The sequence below is a fragment of the Roseibium sp. R5 genome (assembly GCF_055755305.1).
The window spans coordinates 4,756,540-4,772,489 of record NZ_CM146910.1 but is presented as its reverse complement, the minus strand read 5'-3'; the positions used below and the strand labels follow the sequence as shown (position 1 = coordinate 4,772,489).

General features: G+C 56.7%; 14 protein-coding genes. 7 read left to right on the top strand and 7 right to left on the bottom strand.

All coding sequences use genetic code 11. From position 1 onward, the window contains the following. The first annotated feature begins 175 nt into the window (after window positions 1-175). The 5 genes from AC0J4F_RS22385 to AC0J4F_RS22365 all read left to right on the top strand — a co-directional run bounded on the left by AC0J4F_RS22385 (window position 176) and on the right by AC0J4F_RS22365 (window position 6,990). On the top strand, window positions 176-949 hold the full coding sequence (locus tag AC0J4F_RS22385; protein ID WP_420338309.1) for a substrate-binding periplasmic protein: 774 nt from the start codon (window positions 176-178) through the stop codon (window positions 947-949). Between the two features lie 386 nt (window positions 950-1,335). After that, window positions 1,336-2,922: a peptide ABC transporter substrate-binding protein gene (locus AC0J4F_RS22380; RefSeq protein ID WP_473024792.1), complete on the top strand. Its 1,587-nt coding sequence runs from the start codon at window positions 1,336-1,338 to the stop codon at window positions 2,920-2,922. 371 nt (window positions 2,923-3,293) lie between these two features. Next, window positions 3,294-4,217, top strand: a complete 924-nt coding sequence (oppB, locus tag AC0J4F_RS22375; RefSeq protein ID WP_040451699.1) for an oligopeptide ABC transporter permease OppB — start codon at window positions 3,294-3,296, stop codon at window positions 4,215-4,217. An 11-nt stretch (window positions 4,218-4,228) separates the two neighbouring features. Continuing rightward, window positions 4,229-5,356: an ABC transporter permease subunit gene (locus AC0J4F_RS22370; protein WP_133952904.1), complete on the top strand. Its 1,128-nt coding sequence runs from the start codon at window positions 4,229-4,231 to the stop codon at window positions 5,354-5,356. An 11-nt stretch (window positions 5,357-5,367) separates the two neighbouring features. After that, window positions 5,368-6,990 carry an ABC transporter ATP-binding protein gene (locus tag AC0J4F_RS22365; RefSeq protein WP_133952903.1) on the top strand — a complete coding sequence of 541 codons (1,623 nt, stop codon included), beginning with the start codon at window positions 5,368-5,370 and terminating at the stop codon, window positions 6,988-6,990. Between the two features lie 80 nt (window positions 6,991-7,070). Here the strand turns inward: AC0J4F_RS22365 and AC0J4F_RS22360 are convergent, their stop codons facing one another. Then, complete coding sequence (locus tag AC0J4F_RS22360; RefSeq protein ID WP_473024789.1) at window positions 7,071-7,784, bottom strand: GntR family transcriptional regulator; 714 nt, start codon at window positions 7,782-7,784, stop codon at window positions 7,071-7,073. 363 nt (window positions 7,785-8,147) lie between these two features. Beyond that, window positions 8,148-9,200 carry a dipeptidase gene (locus tag AC0J4F_RS22355; RefSeq protein ID WP_473024788.1) on the bottom strand — a complete coding sequence of 351 codons (1,053 nt, stop codon included), beginning with the start codon at window positions 9,198-9,200 and terminating at the stop codon, window positions 8,148-8,150. 173 nt (window positions 9,201-9,373) lie between these two features. Between AC0J4F_RS22355 and AC0J4F_RS22350 the strand changes: the two genes are divergently transcribed. After that, complete coding sequence (locus tag AC0J4F_RS22350) at window positions 9,374-10,114, top strand: L,D-transpeptidase (protein ID WP_133952901.1); 741 nt, start codon at window positions 9,374-9,376, stop codon at window positions 10,112-10,114. Between the two features lie 30 nt (window positions 10,115-10,144). Here AC0J4F_RS22350 and trhA read toward each other — a convergent pair whose 3' ends face one another. Both trhA and AC0J4F_RS22340 read right to left on the bottom strand, forming a co-directional pair. Next, complete coding sequence (gene trhA / locus AC0J4F_RS22345; RefSeq protein ID WP_133952900.1) at window positions 10,145-10,813, bottom strand: PAQR family membrane homeostasis protein TrhA; 669 nt, start codon at window positions 10,811-10,813, stop codon at window positions 10,145-10,147. Window positions 10,814-10,906: 93 nt separating this feature from the next. Then, window positions 10,907-12,268, bottom strand: coding sequence for a DHA2 family efflux MFS transporter permease subunit (locus tag AC0J4F_RS22340; RefSeq protein WP_133952899.1), 1,362 nt, complete (start codon window positions 12,266-12,268; stop codon window positions 10,907-10,909). A 214-nt stretch (window positions 12,269-12,482) separates the two neighbouring features. Between AC0J4F_RS22340 and AC0J4F_RS22335 the strand changes: the two genes are divergently transcribed. Next, window positions 12,483-13,085, top strand: coding sequence for a nitroreductase family protein (locus AC0J4F_RS22335; RefSeq protein WP_473024787.1), 603 nt, complete (start codon window positions 12,483-12,485; stop codon window positions 13,083-13,085). On the opposite strand, the gene AC0J4F_RS22330 is transcribed toward AC0J4F_RS22335, so the two are convergent. From AC0J4F_RS22330 to AC0J4F_RS22320, 3 genes are all read right to left on the bottom strand, one after another. Beyond that, window positions 13,082-13,741, bottom strand: coding sequence for a cupin domain-containing protein (locus AC0J4F_RS22330; RefSeq protein WP_473024786.1), 660 nt, complete (start codon window positions 13,739-13,741; stop codon window positions 13,082-13,084). The genes AC0J4F_RS22335 and AC0J4F_RS22330 overlap by 4 nt on opposite strands. 67 nt (window positions 13,742-13,808) lie before the next feature. Then, window positions 13,809-14,648, bottom strand: coding sequence for a substrate-binding periplasmic protein (locus AC0J4F_RS22325; RefSeq protein ID WP_473024785.1), 840 nt, complete (start codon window positions 14,646-14,648; stop codon window positions 13,809-13,811). A 102-nt stretch (window positions 14,649-14,750) separates the two neighbouring features. Continuing rightward, entirely contained in the window at window positions 14,751-15,599 is an 849-nt protein-coding gene (locus tag AC0J4F_RS22320) for a substrate-binding periplasmic protein (RefSeq protein ID WP_473024783.1), read from the bottom strand. Between the last annotated feature and the right edge of the window lie 351 nt (window positions 15,600-15,950).

Here is a 15,950-nt window from a genome sequence, read left to right as displayed (position 1 = left end):
ATCAAGAGGCAGTCCCTGCGTCAAACCGCAGGTAAAGTTTTCGAAATTTCGAATTAAGTTTGAATTACTTAGTAGTAATTACAGTGCGATAAATACAGCGAGCCAGATTAAGCTGTTTTTCATAGCTATCGATTTGGATGGTGTCCTAATTGGCCTCCAGACACTGGGAAAATCGATGAAAAAAACAGCCCTCTTTTCTGTCCTCCTGACAATGGCTCTGCAACCGGCAACGTCATGGGCGGACGAGATCACCGTAATGGCGGGCAACTTGCCACCCATGTTTCTTGACGGTGGCGGCGGCCGCGAGGCAGAGCTGATTACTGCGGCCCTTGAGAAATGCGGTCACACGGTCAAATTCAACATTCAGCCGTTCACACGTCACTGGGAAAGTTTCAAGAACGGGCAGGGCGATGCCGTCGCGACTGTTCCGATGGGCATGCCGATCGATGGCACCGCGACCGGCGTCTATATCCACTATCAGAACGGTGTCTCGTTTCTGACGGACAGTGGTGCCAGCTACGACGGTTTGCCGGATCTTTCCGGCAAGAAGGTTATCGGCTTCAAAGGCGCTGAAAGCATTATTCCGGGCCTTGCCGACCACACCGGATCGTTTGCGGACTACAGGGAAGTGACAGACCAGATTACTCAGAGCCGGTCGCTGTTCGGCGGGCGTGTCGACGCAATCATCGGCGACGGCATGCTGTTTGCGGAGTACAATCAGCAGCTTCGCGGCCAAAGCGATCTGCGGTTCGATCCCAATCAGTCTGTTTCCTTCAAGGCCGTGTTTGACTCCAGCCCGTACACCATGGCGTTCCGGGATGCGAAGGTTGCGGCCGACTTTGACCGGTGTTTCAAGGAAATTGAAGCTGACGGCACCGTGAAGGCGATCAACACAAAATGGGTCGACAAGTACCGCGACAGCCTCGGTTCCTCGTATCTCGGTTACTGATACTCAGAAGACCCGCTGACCAAGCCCGGCCGGCTCCGGACCGGACGTTTCGAAGAGTGTAAACACATGTTCAGGCGTTCTGTTTGGGCCGGCCGGTTTTGTTTATGACGCCAAGAAGGTGTAGTATCGTTTCTCCAAGCAGCGCCGCAATACCGTAAAAGCAACTATAAATTGTAATCTGGCATCGCTTGCCGAGCGTGGCTTCTTTGGCTGCACTCGACAATATCGGAAATATTTTCCCATTCAGATCTATTATTTGGAAGAATATCGCCTTTTTGGATTCTTGGTGGAAACATATTCAGGCAGTGCTTGAATGCACGTTATGGGCGTGGAATGTATATCGCCATCGTTTCTTAAATTGACAAAAATCCTGAGGGGAGAACGATATGATCAAGTCCTTACGCGTCACCGCGCTCGCCGCCGCGCTGATGGCGGCAACATCGCTTACGGCCATGGCCGAAGTGGTTTATCACCGTGGAAACACGGGTGATCCGGAAACACTGGACCAGCACAAGACGTCCACCGTCTATGAGGCGCACATTCTGCGCGATCTTTATGAAGGCCTCGTCGCTTACAACGCAAAAGGGGAAATTATCCCGGGTGTTGCCGAAAGCTGGACAGCCTCGGAAGACGGCACTGTTTACACCTTCACGCTCCGCGAAGATGCCAAGTGGTCGAATGGCGACCCGGTGGTTGCTGGCGATTTCGTTTATTCGCTGCGCCGGATCATGAATCCGGAAACAGGCGCAAAATACGCAAACATCCTGTACCCGATCAAGAACGCCGAAGCTGTCAACACCGGCGATTTGGCGGTGGAAGAACTGGCCGTTAAAGCGATTGATGACCGCACGCTCGAAATCGCCTTGGAAGCGCCCACCCCGTATTTCATTGACTTGCTGGGTCACCAGACTGGACTGCCTGTGCACCCGGCCACCGTTGAGGCTCATGGCACGGACTTCGTGAAGCCGGAAAACATCGTTTCGAACGGGCCTTTCACGCTGGTCGAGTTCACACCGAACGCCCAGCTGAAGGCCGACAAGAACCCGCATTTCCACGATGCGGATAATGTTCAGATTGATACGGTGATCTTCTATCCGACTGAAGATCGGGGCGCGGCCCTGCGCCGGTTCCAGGCCGGCGAGCTGCATACCAACAACGATGCGCCGACCGAACAGGTCGCCTTCATGAAGGAAGAGCTCGGACCGCAGTTCCGCGTCGCGCCATATCTTGGCAACTACTATTACGCCCTCAACCATGAAGACGAAGCGCTGTCCAACCCGGATGTGCGCCGGGCTCTGTCCATGGCGATCGACCGGGAGTTCCTTGCAGAGGAAATCTGGGGCAGCGTCATGGTCCCGGCCTATTCCTTCGTTCCGCCAGGCATCGGCAACTACGGTGAACCAGCTTATGCGGACTACAAGGACATGTCCTTGATTGACCGTGAAGACAAGGCGATCGAGCTGCTCGCCGGCGCTGGTTACTCTCCAGACAATCCACTGCAGTTGGAGATCCGCTACAACACCTCCGAAAACCACAAGAACACGGCCGTTGCGATCGCCGATATGTGGAAGCCTTTGGGTGTTGAAGTGTCCATGCTCAACACGGATGTCGCCACCCATTATGCGCATTTGCGGGACCGGGGTGACTTCGATGTGGCACGTGCCGGCTGGATCGGCGATTACTCCGATCCTCAGAACTTCCTGTTTATGGTGGAAAGCGACAACACAGGTTTCAACTACGCGCGGTATAACAACCCGGAATATGACGCGCTGATGGATGAGGCCGCAAAGACCGTTGATCTTGAAAAGCGCGCGCAGCTCCTGCAGCAGGCCGAAGCCCTGTTCATGCGTGACCTGCCGTTCATCCCATTGATGTACTACGGCTCCATGAATCTCGTCTCCGACACGGTCAATGGATTTGAAGATAATCTTCAAAATATCCATCCGACACGCTGGATGAGCATTGCCCAATAACGGTAACATTCGAAATTGGCAGCGGCGGATCTTCTGCTGCTGCCGGTTTTGCAAGATGGCAGCCTTATTGGCTTAGGGCCAGGACCCATTAATTTGAATGAATTGGTAGGGAAGAATTTGTTCGGATACGAGGCGCAGTGCTGCAGGAAACCGTCCGGTTTTCAAAGGATTGCAACGACGTTGCCGGGCAAAGTCACTCTATACCTCCGGAATGCAAAAACGGCTTCGATCCGCTGCGTCAAACCGCTCAGCCGGGCAGGAAGCCCGCTTATCGCGCTTTTCCTTGCAGCTCATCGCCGTTTTCCGTGCCAATTCGATCACATTAATGAGTCCTGACCCCAAGATCATCGTGGTATGAGAAGGGCAAGCTGATGACCCGCTACGTGTTCGGTCGATTGCTGGGCGCAATCCCGACGATTTTTCTGATTGTAACAATCTCCTTCTTTTTGATCCGGATCGCGCCGGGCGGGCCGTTCGACCTCGAACGCCCGCTTGAAGCCAAAGTGATGGAAAATCTGAACAAGATTTATCACTTGGACGAGCCGCTCTGGACACAGTATCTGCTCTATCTGAAATCCATTTCGCAGCTCGATTTTGGGCCGAGCTTTTACTTTCGCGACTTCACCATCAATGAACTCTTTGCTGCCAGTTTGCCGATCTCGATCCAACTCGGTTTGAGCGCCCTTGCCCTGGCGCTGGTTGTCGGTGGTCTCATGGGTGTTGTAGCTGCGCTCCGGCAAAATGGTCCGGCGGATTACTCCGTGATGGCAGCGGCGACCCTGGGTGTGACCATACCGAACTTTGTCGTGGCTCCCGTGCTCACGCTCTTGCTCGGTGTCTGGCTCGGCTGGCTGCCTGTTGGGGGCTGGGGTGATGGGGCCTTCGTCAACAAGATCCTGCCCGTGGTGACACTGGCACTGCCGCAGATTGCGGTGATTGCCCGATTGACCCGCGGATCCATGATCGAGGCGTTGCGCTCCAACCACGTTCGAACCGCTCGGGCCTATGGATTGACAAACTACCTGGTGATCGTTGTTCACACATTGCGCGGCGCGATTCTGCCGGTCGTGTCTTATATGGGGCCAGCCGCGGCTGCCCTGTTGACCGGATCCGTGGTGGTGGAGACCATCTTCGGTATTCCCGGCATCGGCCGTTATTTCGTGCAAGGCGCGCTGAACCGCGACTACACGCTCGTCATGGGCACCGTGGTCGTCGTGGCGTGTTTTGTCATCATCTTCAACCTGGTCGTGGATCTGCTTTATGCGCTGCTTGATCCGCGCGTGCGCTACGACTGAGGGAAACACACATGTCTGTCACAACACCCGATACCGTCGACGTTCCGCAACGCGGGCGCTCGCTCTGGGATGATGCCCGCGACCGGCTTCTGGCGAACAAGGCAGCTGTTGCCAGCATGATTGTTCTGGCCACCATCGCGTTGTTGTCGGCCTTTGGCCCGATCCTGTCGCCGCATGACTATGACACGGTTTACAGGGACTATGTGAAGGTGCCGGCAAGCCTGGGCGCCTACCCGAAACCGGATCAGGTTGAGCCGGCGTTTGAAGCCCTTGTGAAACGGGCGCGTTTGAGTCTTGAAAGTTATGAGCGGGTTGGCGATCAGGTGGTGGCGCAAGTGACCTCCCGCCGGGCCATCGATCCACGATCAACGCGGTATATCGACCGAAGCGACCTGTTCAAAAACGCCGCCTTGAGCGACCTTGCAGACGATGACAAGCGCGCGACGCTGACAGCGGACATCAACTACCTGCATTTCTACTTTGGCACCGATGCGAATGGCCGGGACCTGATGACCCGGACGTTCATTGCCGGCCGTGTTTCCTTGACCATCGGTCTGCTGGCGACCGTCGTTGCCATTACCATCGGTGTTCTTTACGGAGCGACGTCCGGATATCTCGGCGGACGGGCCGACCAGCTGATGATGCGGGTGGTCGACATCCTGTATTCGCTCCCCTTCATCTTCTTCGTGATCATGCTGGTGGTGTTCTTCGGCCGGAATTTCATTTTGATGTTTATTGCCGTCGGGGCGGTCGAATGGCTGGACATGGCCAGGATCGTACGCGGTCAGACGTTGACCATAAAGCGTCAGGAATACGTGCAGGCCGCCGAGGCCATGGGCGTTGGCGACGGCGGTATCGTTCGCCGGCACATCATCCCGAATACGCTCGGTCCAGTGGTTGTCTATATGACCCTGCTCGTGCCGAAGGTAATCCTTCTTGAGAGTTTCCTGTCGTTCCTCGGTCTTGGCATCCAGGAGCCGATGACGAGTTGGGGCGTTTTGATTTCCGAAGGGGCCCGCAATTTGCAAGGGTCGGCCTGGATGCTGATCTTCCCATCCATCTTCCTGACATCGACACTGTTCGCGCTGAACTTTATCGGCGACGGTTTGCGCGATGCGCTGGATCCCAAGGACCGATAGGAGCGAGGCCCATGCAAGACCCAAAACGCCCGGTCCTGGCGATCAAGGACCTCAAAGTCGACTTTGAGACCGCAACCGGTCCGGTCAATGCCGTGCGCGGCGTCGATATCAATGTGAAGCCCGGAGAAACGGTGGCTATCGTCGGCGAGAGCGGCTCCGGCAAAAGCCAGACACTGATGGCTGCGATGGGGCTTCTTGCCTCCAACGGCCGGACGCAAGGCGAAGTCCTGTACGAGGATACCAACATCCTGGGATTGCCGGCGCACCAGTTGAACAAGGTGCGCGGCAAGAAGATCACCATGATCTTTCAGGAGCCGATGACCTCGCTGGATCCGCTCTACACAATCGGTCGCCAGCTCGCCGAGCCGATGGTCGTGCACGGCGGCCTCAGCTGGAAACAGGCGAAGGCGAAAGCCCTGGAGCTGTTGAAGCTCGTCAACATTCCGGAGCCGGAACGCAAGATCAAGGCCTATCCATACGAGATGTCCGGAGGTCAGCGCCAGCGGGTGATGATCGCCATGGCGCTTGCCAATGATCCCGATGTCCTGATCGCAGATGAGCCGACAACGGCACTCGATGTGACCACCCAGGCGCAGATCCTCGACCTTTTGGCCGACCTGCAAAAACGCCTCGGGATGGCGGTGATCTTCATCACCCACGATCTTGGCATTGTCCGGCGGATCGCGGACCGGGTCTATGTGATGAAGACCGGGGAAGTGCTGGAAAGCGGCGAGACAGCTCGCATCTTCACTCAGCCGGAACACCCCTACACCAGGATGCTGCTCGACGCCGAACCGACGGGTCATAAGCCTCCTGTGCCCGACAACACACCGGTGCTTCTGGAAGCGCAGAAAGTGGATGTGGAGTTTGTTCTGGAGGCAGGGCTTTTTGGTCCGACCCATATCCTGAGGGCAGTCGACAATATCAGCTTCTCCCTGCGCCGGGGCCAGACGCTGGGTATTGTCGGCGAGAGTGGGTCCGGCAAGTCCACTCTCGGCCGCGCTGTTTTGAACTTGCTGCCGGCCGGCGGGCGGGTTGTCTTTCAAGGGGAGGTGGTCTCGGGCAAGGACCGGGCGGCCATGCGTGCTTTGCGCAAGGACATGCAGCTGATCTTTCAGGATCCATTTGGGTCCTTGAGCCCGCGCATGACTGTCGGACAGATCATCTCCGAAGGCCTTTTGGTGCATGAGCCTTCCTTAAGTGCCCGGGACAGGGATCAAAGAGCCTGTCAGGCGCTTGAAGAAGTGTCGCTCGATCCAGTGATGCGCAACCGCTATCCGCACGAGTTTTCCGGCGGTCAGCGTCAGCGCATTGCAATTGCGCGGACAATGGTTCTCAAACCGCAGTTTGTCGTTCTGGACGAGCCGACATCTGCGCTCGACCGGACCATTCAAAAACAGGTGGTGGAGCTATTGCGCGGCCTGCAGAAGGCATACGACTTGACTTACCTCTTTATCAGTCACGACCTTGCCGTGGTGCGGGCGTTGTCGGACACCGTGATGGTGATGCAGCGGGGCAAGGTGGTCGAGGCGGGAGCCGTGGACGACATCTTCCAGGCACCACAGAACGCTTATACCAAAGAACTCATTGGCGCCGCGATGTTGACCCAGCAGCAGATGATGGAGACAGCTTAGTCAGCCGTTGGCAACGCATGTAATCGGGTCACCACAATGGCGGCCGGATGTTGTCGGTTTAATTGCGGTGCCTGGTCCGCTCAAATCTTTGCGAAGACTTCCGTCCGCACCTCGTCGGTGACTTCAATCGTGTTTGTCGTTGCGTGCTGGATCGCCATTTTTCGAGCTTGATCAGGATCTTTGGTGGCAATCGCCTCGATCAGTTCGTGATGTGAGGCTTTGATCTTGTCGATCCAGATCAGATTGTTCGTGTGCCGGGTGATGATAAACCGGTGCAGGTGAAGCAGCGTGCGCAGGAGGACTGGCTCGAGCACCGGCATGTCGGCAAAACGCAACATGGTCATATGGAAGGCGATATCTGCCTCGGAGATGCCGATCTTGTCGCGTTTGGCCCGGATGTCGTCATAGCGGGCTGCCAATTGGCGGAGGGTGTCCAGCTGATCTTCTGTGATATCTGGCGTAATCCGGTCAACGGCTGCGGTTTCGATGTTGAGGCGCAGCCGGAAAAGGATGATCGCTTCCTTGTTGGTCGTTTGGGTAACAAACGTGCCCTGATACCCGCGCCGGATCACCAACCCGTCTTCCTGAAGGGTCAACAGAGCTTCTCGGATCGTACTTTGGGAGCAATTATAGGACTGCGCGAGTGATTGTTCTGTGATTGGGCTGGCAGGCGTCAGCTCCCCCAAAAGGATCTGACGTTTCATATTGTCATAGACAGCGTCAGCCTTGCGTCTGCGGCGCTCGCCTTGAAAGCCCGCAGCCTGCGGATCTGTTGCCCCAACATCGAATACCAAGTCAGCCCCCATTACCGACATGAATGGCAAACCGTCACAGCAGTTTCAGGCGCCGAACGTCCTGTCCGGCCCTGAAGCTTCTTCCCGAATTGTGCCGCAGGTCTGGAGACAGCGGCCGATGGGGCGTGCCAGTTCGCACGCAGATGTCCTTGATTAATTGGGTTTTTAGGTTTCCGGACCCGGATCAGCCGTTTGGTGTTTTTATTATGGTCGGCGGTTCGGCAAACCGATGCACATTTCAAGCAACATCTGCAAAAATTGCAATGTATGCATCCTCGAATGGAGTGCCTCGAAAAACAATCGCTAATTCGCGATCAGTGGTCACAAGTTCGCGAGAATGTTGAACAATATGGTCAGGTTTGCCTATTTCGCTTTTGTTTTCAAAGCGTTGATCCAATTCCGGAAAAACACTTTCTCTAGAGTCTGTTTGGAAAACCCGCGTGCATCCAGGACTTCGGCCAGACGCGGCAGTCCGGTGACGTCGCTGAGGTCCCTCGGCGGGGCGCAGCCGTCAAAATCCGACCCCAAGGCAACGCCATCTTCGCCGAGCCGATCCACGAGATAGGCGGCATGATCGGCCACAACGTCAAGCGGCGTGTCCTGGTTGAAGTTGCCGTCAGGACGAAGAAATCCGACGAAGAAGTTGATGCCGACGAGGCCGCCACTTTCCTTGATGGCGTCCAACTGCTTGTCGGTCAGGTTCCGGCTGTTGGCACAGATGGCGTGGACATTCGAGTGACTGGCGATGATCGGCTTGTCTGTAATGCGTGCGACATCCCAGAAGCCTTTTTCGTTCAGATGAGACACATCCACCAGAATACCCATCTGATTGCAGGCGCGCACCAGATCGCGGCCGGCACCGGTCAAGCCCGGCCCAATATCCGGGCTGTGGGGGTGTGCCATCGGCACGCCATAGCCGAAGGCATTTTCCCGGCTCCAGACAAGGCCAAGTGAGCGCAGCCCGCGCTTATAAAAAGCCTCAAGTTCATAGAAATTGGTGTCGATGGCCTCCGCGCCTTCAATATGCAGGCTGATGGCCAGCTGGTCCTTTTCCATGGCGCTTTCGATCGCATCCGGCGACCGGCAAATGGCAACGGCTCCGTCCGAGTCCGCTTCCAGCCGTTCGGCTCGTTCAAGCATCCTTTCGGTAAAGCTGAGGGCCAACTTCTGCTCAACAGGAAGAAAGTTCCGTTTGTCGCTCGGCGAAAAGGGCTTGGAGAAGTCCTGTTCCGGGTTGGATGGAACGAACATGGCAAACAGGCCGCCCGCAAAACCGCCCTCCTTGGCACGCGGCAAGTCAATGTGTCCGCGGTCGGACCGTTCGAAGAAATCGCGGGTCTTTCCGCGGATCGCGTCGATCTCCAGCTTCAAAAGCGTGTCATTGTGTCCGTCAAAAGCCGGGATATGCGAAGTCATATGGATGGGTGCCGTTGTTTTTATTGGAAACTACAAAATGGTGGGGCAGGCGGGCTGCTTTCAAGAGGATGCCACTTTATCCGCAAATTTTGGAAATGTAAGCGCCTGAAGGCAATGTGACTTGCACTCCTTGCGATGCTCGACTTATGAAGAGACCGGATTTTGGAGGTCTCATGACGCGCCGGACATTTGAAAGCACCGAAGCCCCCCTTGCGCCGAGCAAAGGTCTCAGCCGGAGAAGCCTGATGGCGGGCGGGCTGGTTTTGGCGGCGGGAACACTCGCCGGATGCCAGACCTATGAACAGGTCGTCGGCTTGCCCGATCAGCCACCGTTGCCGGACGAAGAGTTCGACTATGCATCTGCCTACGCGGCGTTGCCGGATGGTGATTTCACCTGGCCTGCGATCAACTACAAGGCGTTTGACGAGAAGTATCTGCGTCAGGTCGTTGAGTACAAGACTCGCGAAAAGCCCGGCACGATCATCGTCGACCCCTACAACAACTTTCTCTACTGGGTGCTACCGGGCGGCAAGGCGCTGCGCTATGGCATCGGTGTCGGGCGGGCAGGGTTTGCCTGGTCCGGTGAAGCCTTGGTCCGGGTCAAGCGCCCACATCCGATCTGGCGCCCTCCACGGGAAATGATTGCGCGCAAGCCGTCGCTTGAGCGGTATTGGGAGAAGGGCTTTCCGCCGGGGCTGCGCAATCCGCTTGGCGCGCGCGCCATGGATCTTTGGCAAGGCAGTGTGGACACGCTGTACCGGATCCACGGCACGAATAGGCCATCATCGATCGGCAAGAGCGTTTCGTCCGGCTGTATCCGCATGTGGCAGCAGGACGTGATCGACCTGTTTGACCGGGTGCCGCTGCGCACCAAGGTCGTTGTCCTGACTAAGGACGAGGACATCTCCACTTAAGCGGTTGAGTTCAAAAGTTCCGGTGCTTTTTCAAGGCATCGGAGCTGCCAGCGCGACATCATGCAAGACCGCCGCGAAGTGGCAAACGGCTGCGGCGAGCACGAACGCATGCCAGATCGCGTTCTGGAACAAAAGGTTTTTCCAAGCGTAGAACACGGTTCCAATCGTGTAGAGCAGACCACCCGCCACGATCATCCAGAAACCAAAGGCCGACGCGTTCTCCATAAGCGGTTTGACAACGAAAACCACCACCCAGCCAAGGCCCAGGCAGATCGGCACGGTCAAACGGTCCATCCCTTGTAGGTTTAGAAGTTTCACAATCGCTCCGGTCAGGGCGCCGCTCCAGACAACGGCCAGCAGAACACCCCCGGTCCAGCCGCCGATGATCATGGCCGCGAGCGGGGTATAAGTGCCCGCAATCATCAAAAAGATCGCAGCATGGTCTAGCCGGCGCAGCACTCCGGCTTTGTGGTCTTTTGCAAACATGTTGTAGAGCGCTGAACAGATCAGCATGGCCATCAGGCACGCGGCATAGATCAGCACACTGACCTGGCGGGCGAGATCACCGCTGTTCCAGAGCGTCAGTGTCAGGATGATTGATGCGGCAACACCAAGACCAATTCCAATCACATGGATCGTTCCGTCGGCGATCAATTCGCCAAGCGTCTGGTGTCTGGGCTGGGGGCGGTTTTGCGCCATGTTTTGCTCCGTTGCGGCAAGCGTTTCAGTTTGCCTCCCCGAACGGTATCACCGATCCTGGGGTCAAAGTGTCAATATCCGGTTAGGACGCCGTCATGATGCGGCCTGCTGTTCCGGGCGGATGGCAAACCAGCAAAACGCTGTGCAGCCGATAAAAATGGCCGCAACCGTCCAAAAAACAGCCGGGAAGCCTGCATCGACAGCCAGGAATACGCTGCCGAGCGTGACGCCAAGCGTTGCCCCGATCAACCGGAAAGTGATCAGCAAGCCGCTCACTTCGCCTTGCTTTTCAGACGGCACCGCGTTCGCCGTGATCCTGCCTGCCGGGATCATGGCAAAGGGAAGGGCGATGCCCCAGATCAGAAGAAGGGGAGCGAGGTAAAGATAATTGTCCAGGAGCATTGCAGTTCCGATGCACAAATTGGCTGCGATCAAAACGATCAGCCCGCCAAGAACGGGGCGGCGGGACCCGGATTTGTCGGCGATCGTTCCGGCCGGTGCTGACAGGAACGGGATTGGCAAAACGGCGATGACGGTCGCTGCACCGGCCCAAAGAGCCGAATAGGATAGATCGAGCTGGAGATATTGCGGCACGAGTACAGCGACGACGATTTTGCTCATCTGGGTCAGCAGAAAAACAAGAACGCCTGCCGTAAACGCCGGGGACTGGAACAAGCGCACGTCAATAAGCGGGGCCGTCTGGCGGACTTCCCAGATCACAAAGGCGCTCAACCCAACGATACCAGCGGCAAGGCTCAAATAGATCAGCTGTGTCCCCCAGCCTGCATCTGGTCCTTCCATCAATCCGAAAATCAAAGCCGTAAGGCCGACGAGCAGAAAAATGAGGCCGATGCGGTCGATGTCCGGCCGGGCACTTGTGGCGTCCGGCGCGCGCCAGAGAAGACAGGCGAGAATCCCAGCCGTCCCAACGACCGGAATGTTGATCCAAAACACCCATCGCCAGGAGAGCAGGTCGGTCAGGACACCGCCAATCAACGGCCCTGCCGCCAGGAACAGGGTTGCGGTCGCGCCGAGAACACCGAGCGCGCGGCCACGCTCGTCGGATTCGAAAGTTAGAGTCGCGGCAGCGAAAGTGATTGGAAACATGATCGCGGCGCACAGTCCTTGAACCACACGCATCGTGATCAAGAGTGCCGCATTGTCCGCGAACCCGGCTATCAGACAGGCGGCAGCGAAAAGCGAGCAGCTGGCAATCAGTGCCGGACGGAGGCCGAACAGGTCAATCGCCTTGCCGCCGATCGCAGCGAAACAGGTGAACGCCAGCATGTAGGCATTCAGGATCCAATGTGCCGTTGTTGCCGATAATCCGAGTTCCGACTGGATTGCGGGCAGGGAAACGCCCAGAACCGTCTCGTCCAGCATCACGAGCCCACCGAGACCGCCCATGGCAAAGACCAGGCCGCGCCGGCGGTTGTGCTCTGAAAGCCCTGTCATGTGCGCTCATCTGATGAAATGTCCGTTGGTCTCAGCCTAGTGCGGGCATTGCGGCTCGTACAGGAGTTTTCGAATGGGGAGCCTTGTCTCTAACCAATGGGAGAGGTGCGAAATCTTGAATTCAAATATCTTTTAAAAAAGTATCTTGATATAAAGATAAATATCGCCTATCTGATGTGCATCGCCACAGTTCTTGGGTTTAAGGAGTTTGGAAATGACCCGTGTTGCAGACCATCCGGTTGATGATCTTTTTTTGAAGCGTTGGTCCCCGCGCGCGTTTGATGGGGCTCCGATGCCCGAAGCGGATTTGAAAACCATCCTGGAGGCCGCACGGTGGGCACCGTCAGCCTTCAACACGCAGCCTTGGCGGTTTGTCTACGCCCTGCGCGGAGATGCTGAATTTGAACGGCTTTACGCGTTGCTGGACGACTTCAACGGGAGCTGGGCTGTTGGCGCTTCAGCCCTGGTCTTTGTGATTTCGGATTCCCTGGTCGATGGCGTCAGCGAAGACGGACCGGTTCCGGCGATTTTTCACGCGTTTGATGCCGGTGGGGCATGGGCCCAGGCTGCGCTGCAAGCCACGCTGCTCGGCTACCATACGCACGCCATGGCGGGCTTGCGCAGAGATCAGGCCGACGAGGTTCTGGGCTTGCCGGAACGGTTGAAGGTCCATGTCGCCTTTGCCATTGGCCGCCGCGGAGATGCAGAGCAGTTGACGCCAGAGCTTCAGCAGCAAGAACGCCCAAGCGGCCGACGCCCCTTGAGCGAGATTGCCTTTCACGGCCGCTTTGAGCTGTCTTTGGAGGCAGCCGCTTAATCAGCGGCAAGGTGCCCGGTTTTCCGCCAGACCCGGGCACCGTTTTCTGTCTTGATCGTCTGACTGCTGCCGGCCGGCAAACGCAGCCAAGTGCCTTGGTCATACCGGCCGTTTTCGTCTTCAAAGGCCCCATCGACGACAAAATACTCCGCGCCGCCGGGGAAGGATTGCTCGCCAAAAGCTGCGCCGCTCTCCCAGTGAAGCATCACCACCTCTTCATCGGGGCGCACAAAGAGGGGAAGTATATGTTCACCCGTGCGGCCAGCCTGCCACCCGGCCGGATCCAGCGTGTCGACCCGGACAAACGTTTCGTCGTCTGTCTGCATTTGCCGCAGCTTCACCAGAATGACTGCTCCAGGTTCGCTGGATGGTATGTGCCGTGAGCCTGGCGGGTTGCGGACATACATGCCTTTGGGAAAGTCTCCGGTCTCATCGGTAAAGACGCCGTCGAGCACCAGAAACTCCTCGCCAAGGTCATGGGAATGGGCTGAGAATGAGGAGCCTGGAGCATAGCGAACCAAGCTGGTTGCGCGGGCGACCTCTTCGCCGTCGCGTTCCAGCATACGCCGCTCCACACCCGCCATGGGAGAGGCGATCCAATCGAGGGTCGCGCTATCAACCTGGGCCCGTTTCGACAAATCGGTGTGGATCTTCATCCAGTCAGCTCCTGCTCCTAATAACTTGCTTATTGATGTGGTGCTTCACCGGGCAAAGGGAAGAGCCTCAATCCATGAGGGGGGCTGACGGATCGCCGGTGTCTGGAATGGGGAGAGCCAGGTGCCCGAATGCCACCTTGTAGTCTTCCGTCCGTCTGACCTCCCTAATGGCTGCGCTCACAGCATCGACGAGCTGGACCGGCACAGTCTGTTGGCTGAACATGAAATGTACAGGCTCCTCCCACACCGGAAAGGGGTGCACTTCAAAGGCCCCCTCCAAGCCCATCCGGTTTGCAACGCCCATAACCGCGCTGGGCATTTCGACCAGGGCATCAATCCGGCCGGTTTCCAGCATCCGGATACCTTCGGTGGTGGTCGTCGTGTGGAAGACATGATGCTGCCCGGCGTCGCTTCTCATGAAACTGTCAAAAAGCCTTCCGCGATAGGACGAGCGCTCGTGACCCACGACCAGCTGATGGTCGATGATGTGGTTGATGTCTGAGATGGGATGGTTTTCGGATTCGCCCTTTCGAAAGATCAGCCGGGCGAGTTCGTTCCGATAGGGGGCGGAATAGTGGGCGAACTTCGACCTGTGCTCCGTGATGGAGGCAAACGGAACCATATCGATGTTGCCCTGTGACAATTCCACGATTGCGCGCTTGAACGGCATGATTTCCAGTTCGATCGGGCAATCAATGAGGTCAAAGACGGTTCGAACCAGCTCGACATCTGTGCCAATGAGCTTGCCGCCAGGTGCTTGGTGGCTGAAGGGGAAGTAGTCGCCCGATACCCGCACGCGTAGCGGCTCTGAACACAAGGCGTTCTGTGTTGCAGCGGCAGCACTTGGAGCCACAAGAGCCACAGAGACGAGACAGAGAAACAGTGCGCAAAGGCACTTGCCACACATTTTGAGGCTACTTCGGTGTATGCCCGCAAATAGGAGCCAAAAGCGGGATCTGAAGATCTGAAGGTATGGCGCTGGCGGCATTGACGCTCCCTTTGAGTATCCTCAATTTGTCTCGGAACCCGCATGTGCAGGGCTGCCGACACTCATGGACCCAAACTGTGATGTATATTCGGACGTCTGCACCGCTTCGGCCAACACGGCATCGATTTGGGCGACGAATTCTGGAGAAACAGTCTTCCGGCTGAACATGAAATGGACCGGTTCGCTCCAGAGCAAGAAGGGGTGTTCGGCGATCTTGTTCCGCACACCGAGTGTTTCTGCGAGGGCAAACACGGCAGCAGGCGCTTCAACGATGGCGTTGATGCGCCCTTTCAGCAGCATCTCAAGGCTCTGCTTGGAGCTGCTTACTTGCACGATGTTCTTCTTGGCCTCTGGGGTCTTCAAGAAGGCTTCAAATGCGTCGCCGCGATAGGTCCCGACATCATGAGCGAGCAGGAGATTGAGTTTTAGAAGATCCCCAACTTCGGTGATGGGATATCCACCCTGATCGCCAGCCCGGACGATCAATCCCGCAGTTTCGTTCCGGTAGGGCTGAGAAAACAGTGCGAAATTCTGGCGTTCGGCGGTCACGGATGCGAACATCACCATGTCGAGCCGCCCAGCTGCCAGTTCGACCACTGCGCGGGGAAAAGGCATCACAAGGAACTGCGGATCGCACCCCGCCTCACCAAGGATCTGCTCAACGAACCGGAGATCTAGGCCCGTCAGTTTGCCGTCAGCGCCGATATAGCTGAATGGTTCATAATCATCGGACGCGCCAACGCGAAAGGTTTTCGGACAGTCGTCCGCGCGAACGTTCGCAGGCTGGAGGATTGTCCAAAGGACAGCAAGACCGCCGATGGCAAGCCGGAAGAGGGTGGTGAACAGTCTTCTTGAAGACAAGACAACCATTTCCTTGCTGCTCCTCGTGTGCTCTGCCGACCAAATGTCGGGGATCAAATGGCGTATCTTACTTCAAAATTATCTAGGCTGAATACTGCTGTCTTTAAGTTCGATAAAGTAGTTATCTAAGGAGTTATATTATTTCTGATTGTGTATTTTGTATTTTGCACCTCCTTTATTGGATGTTATCTGATAACTGCATGAGAAAAAACTTAATTCCCGCGACTTGGTAAAGCGTTGTGTGAGTTTGCTGTGTTCTTGGTCTTGTACAAATCGGTTCCTGGCGGCCGGCATTTGTGCCTGAAATCCGCGGCCCAGGGTGGATTTCAGGGATAACCTCTGCTAATCGCAACAGCCGCT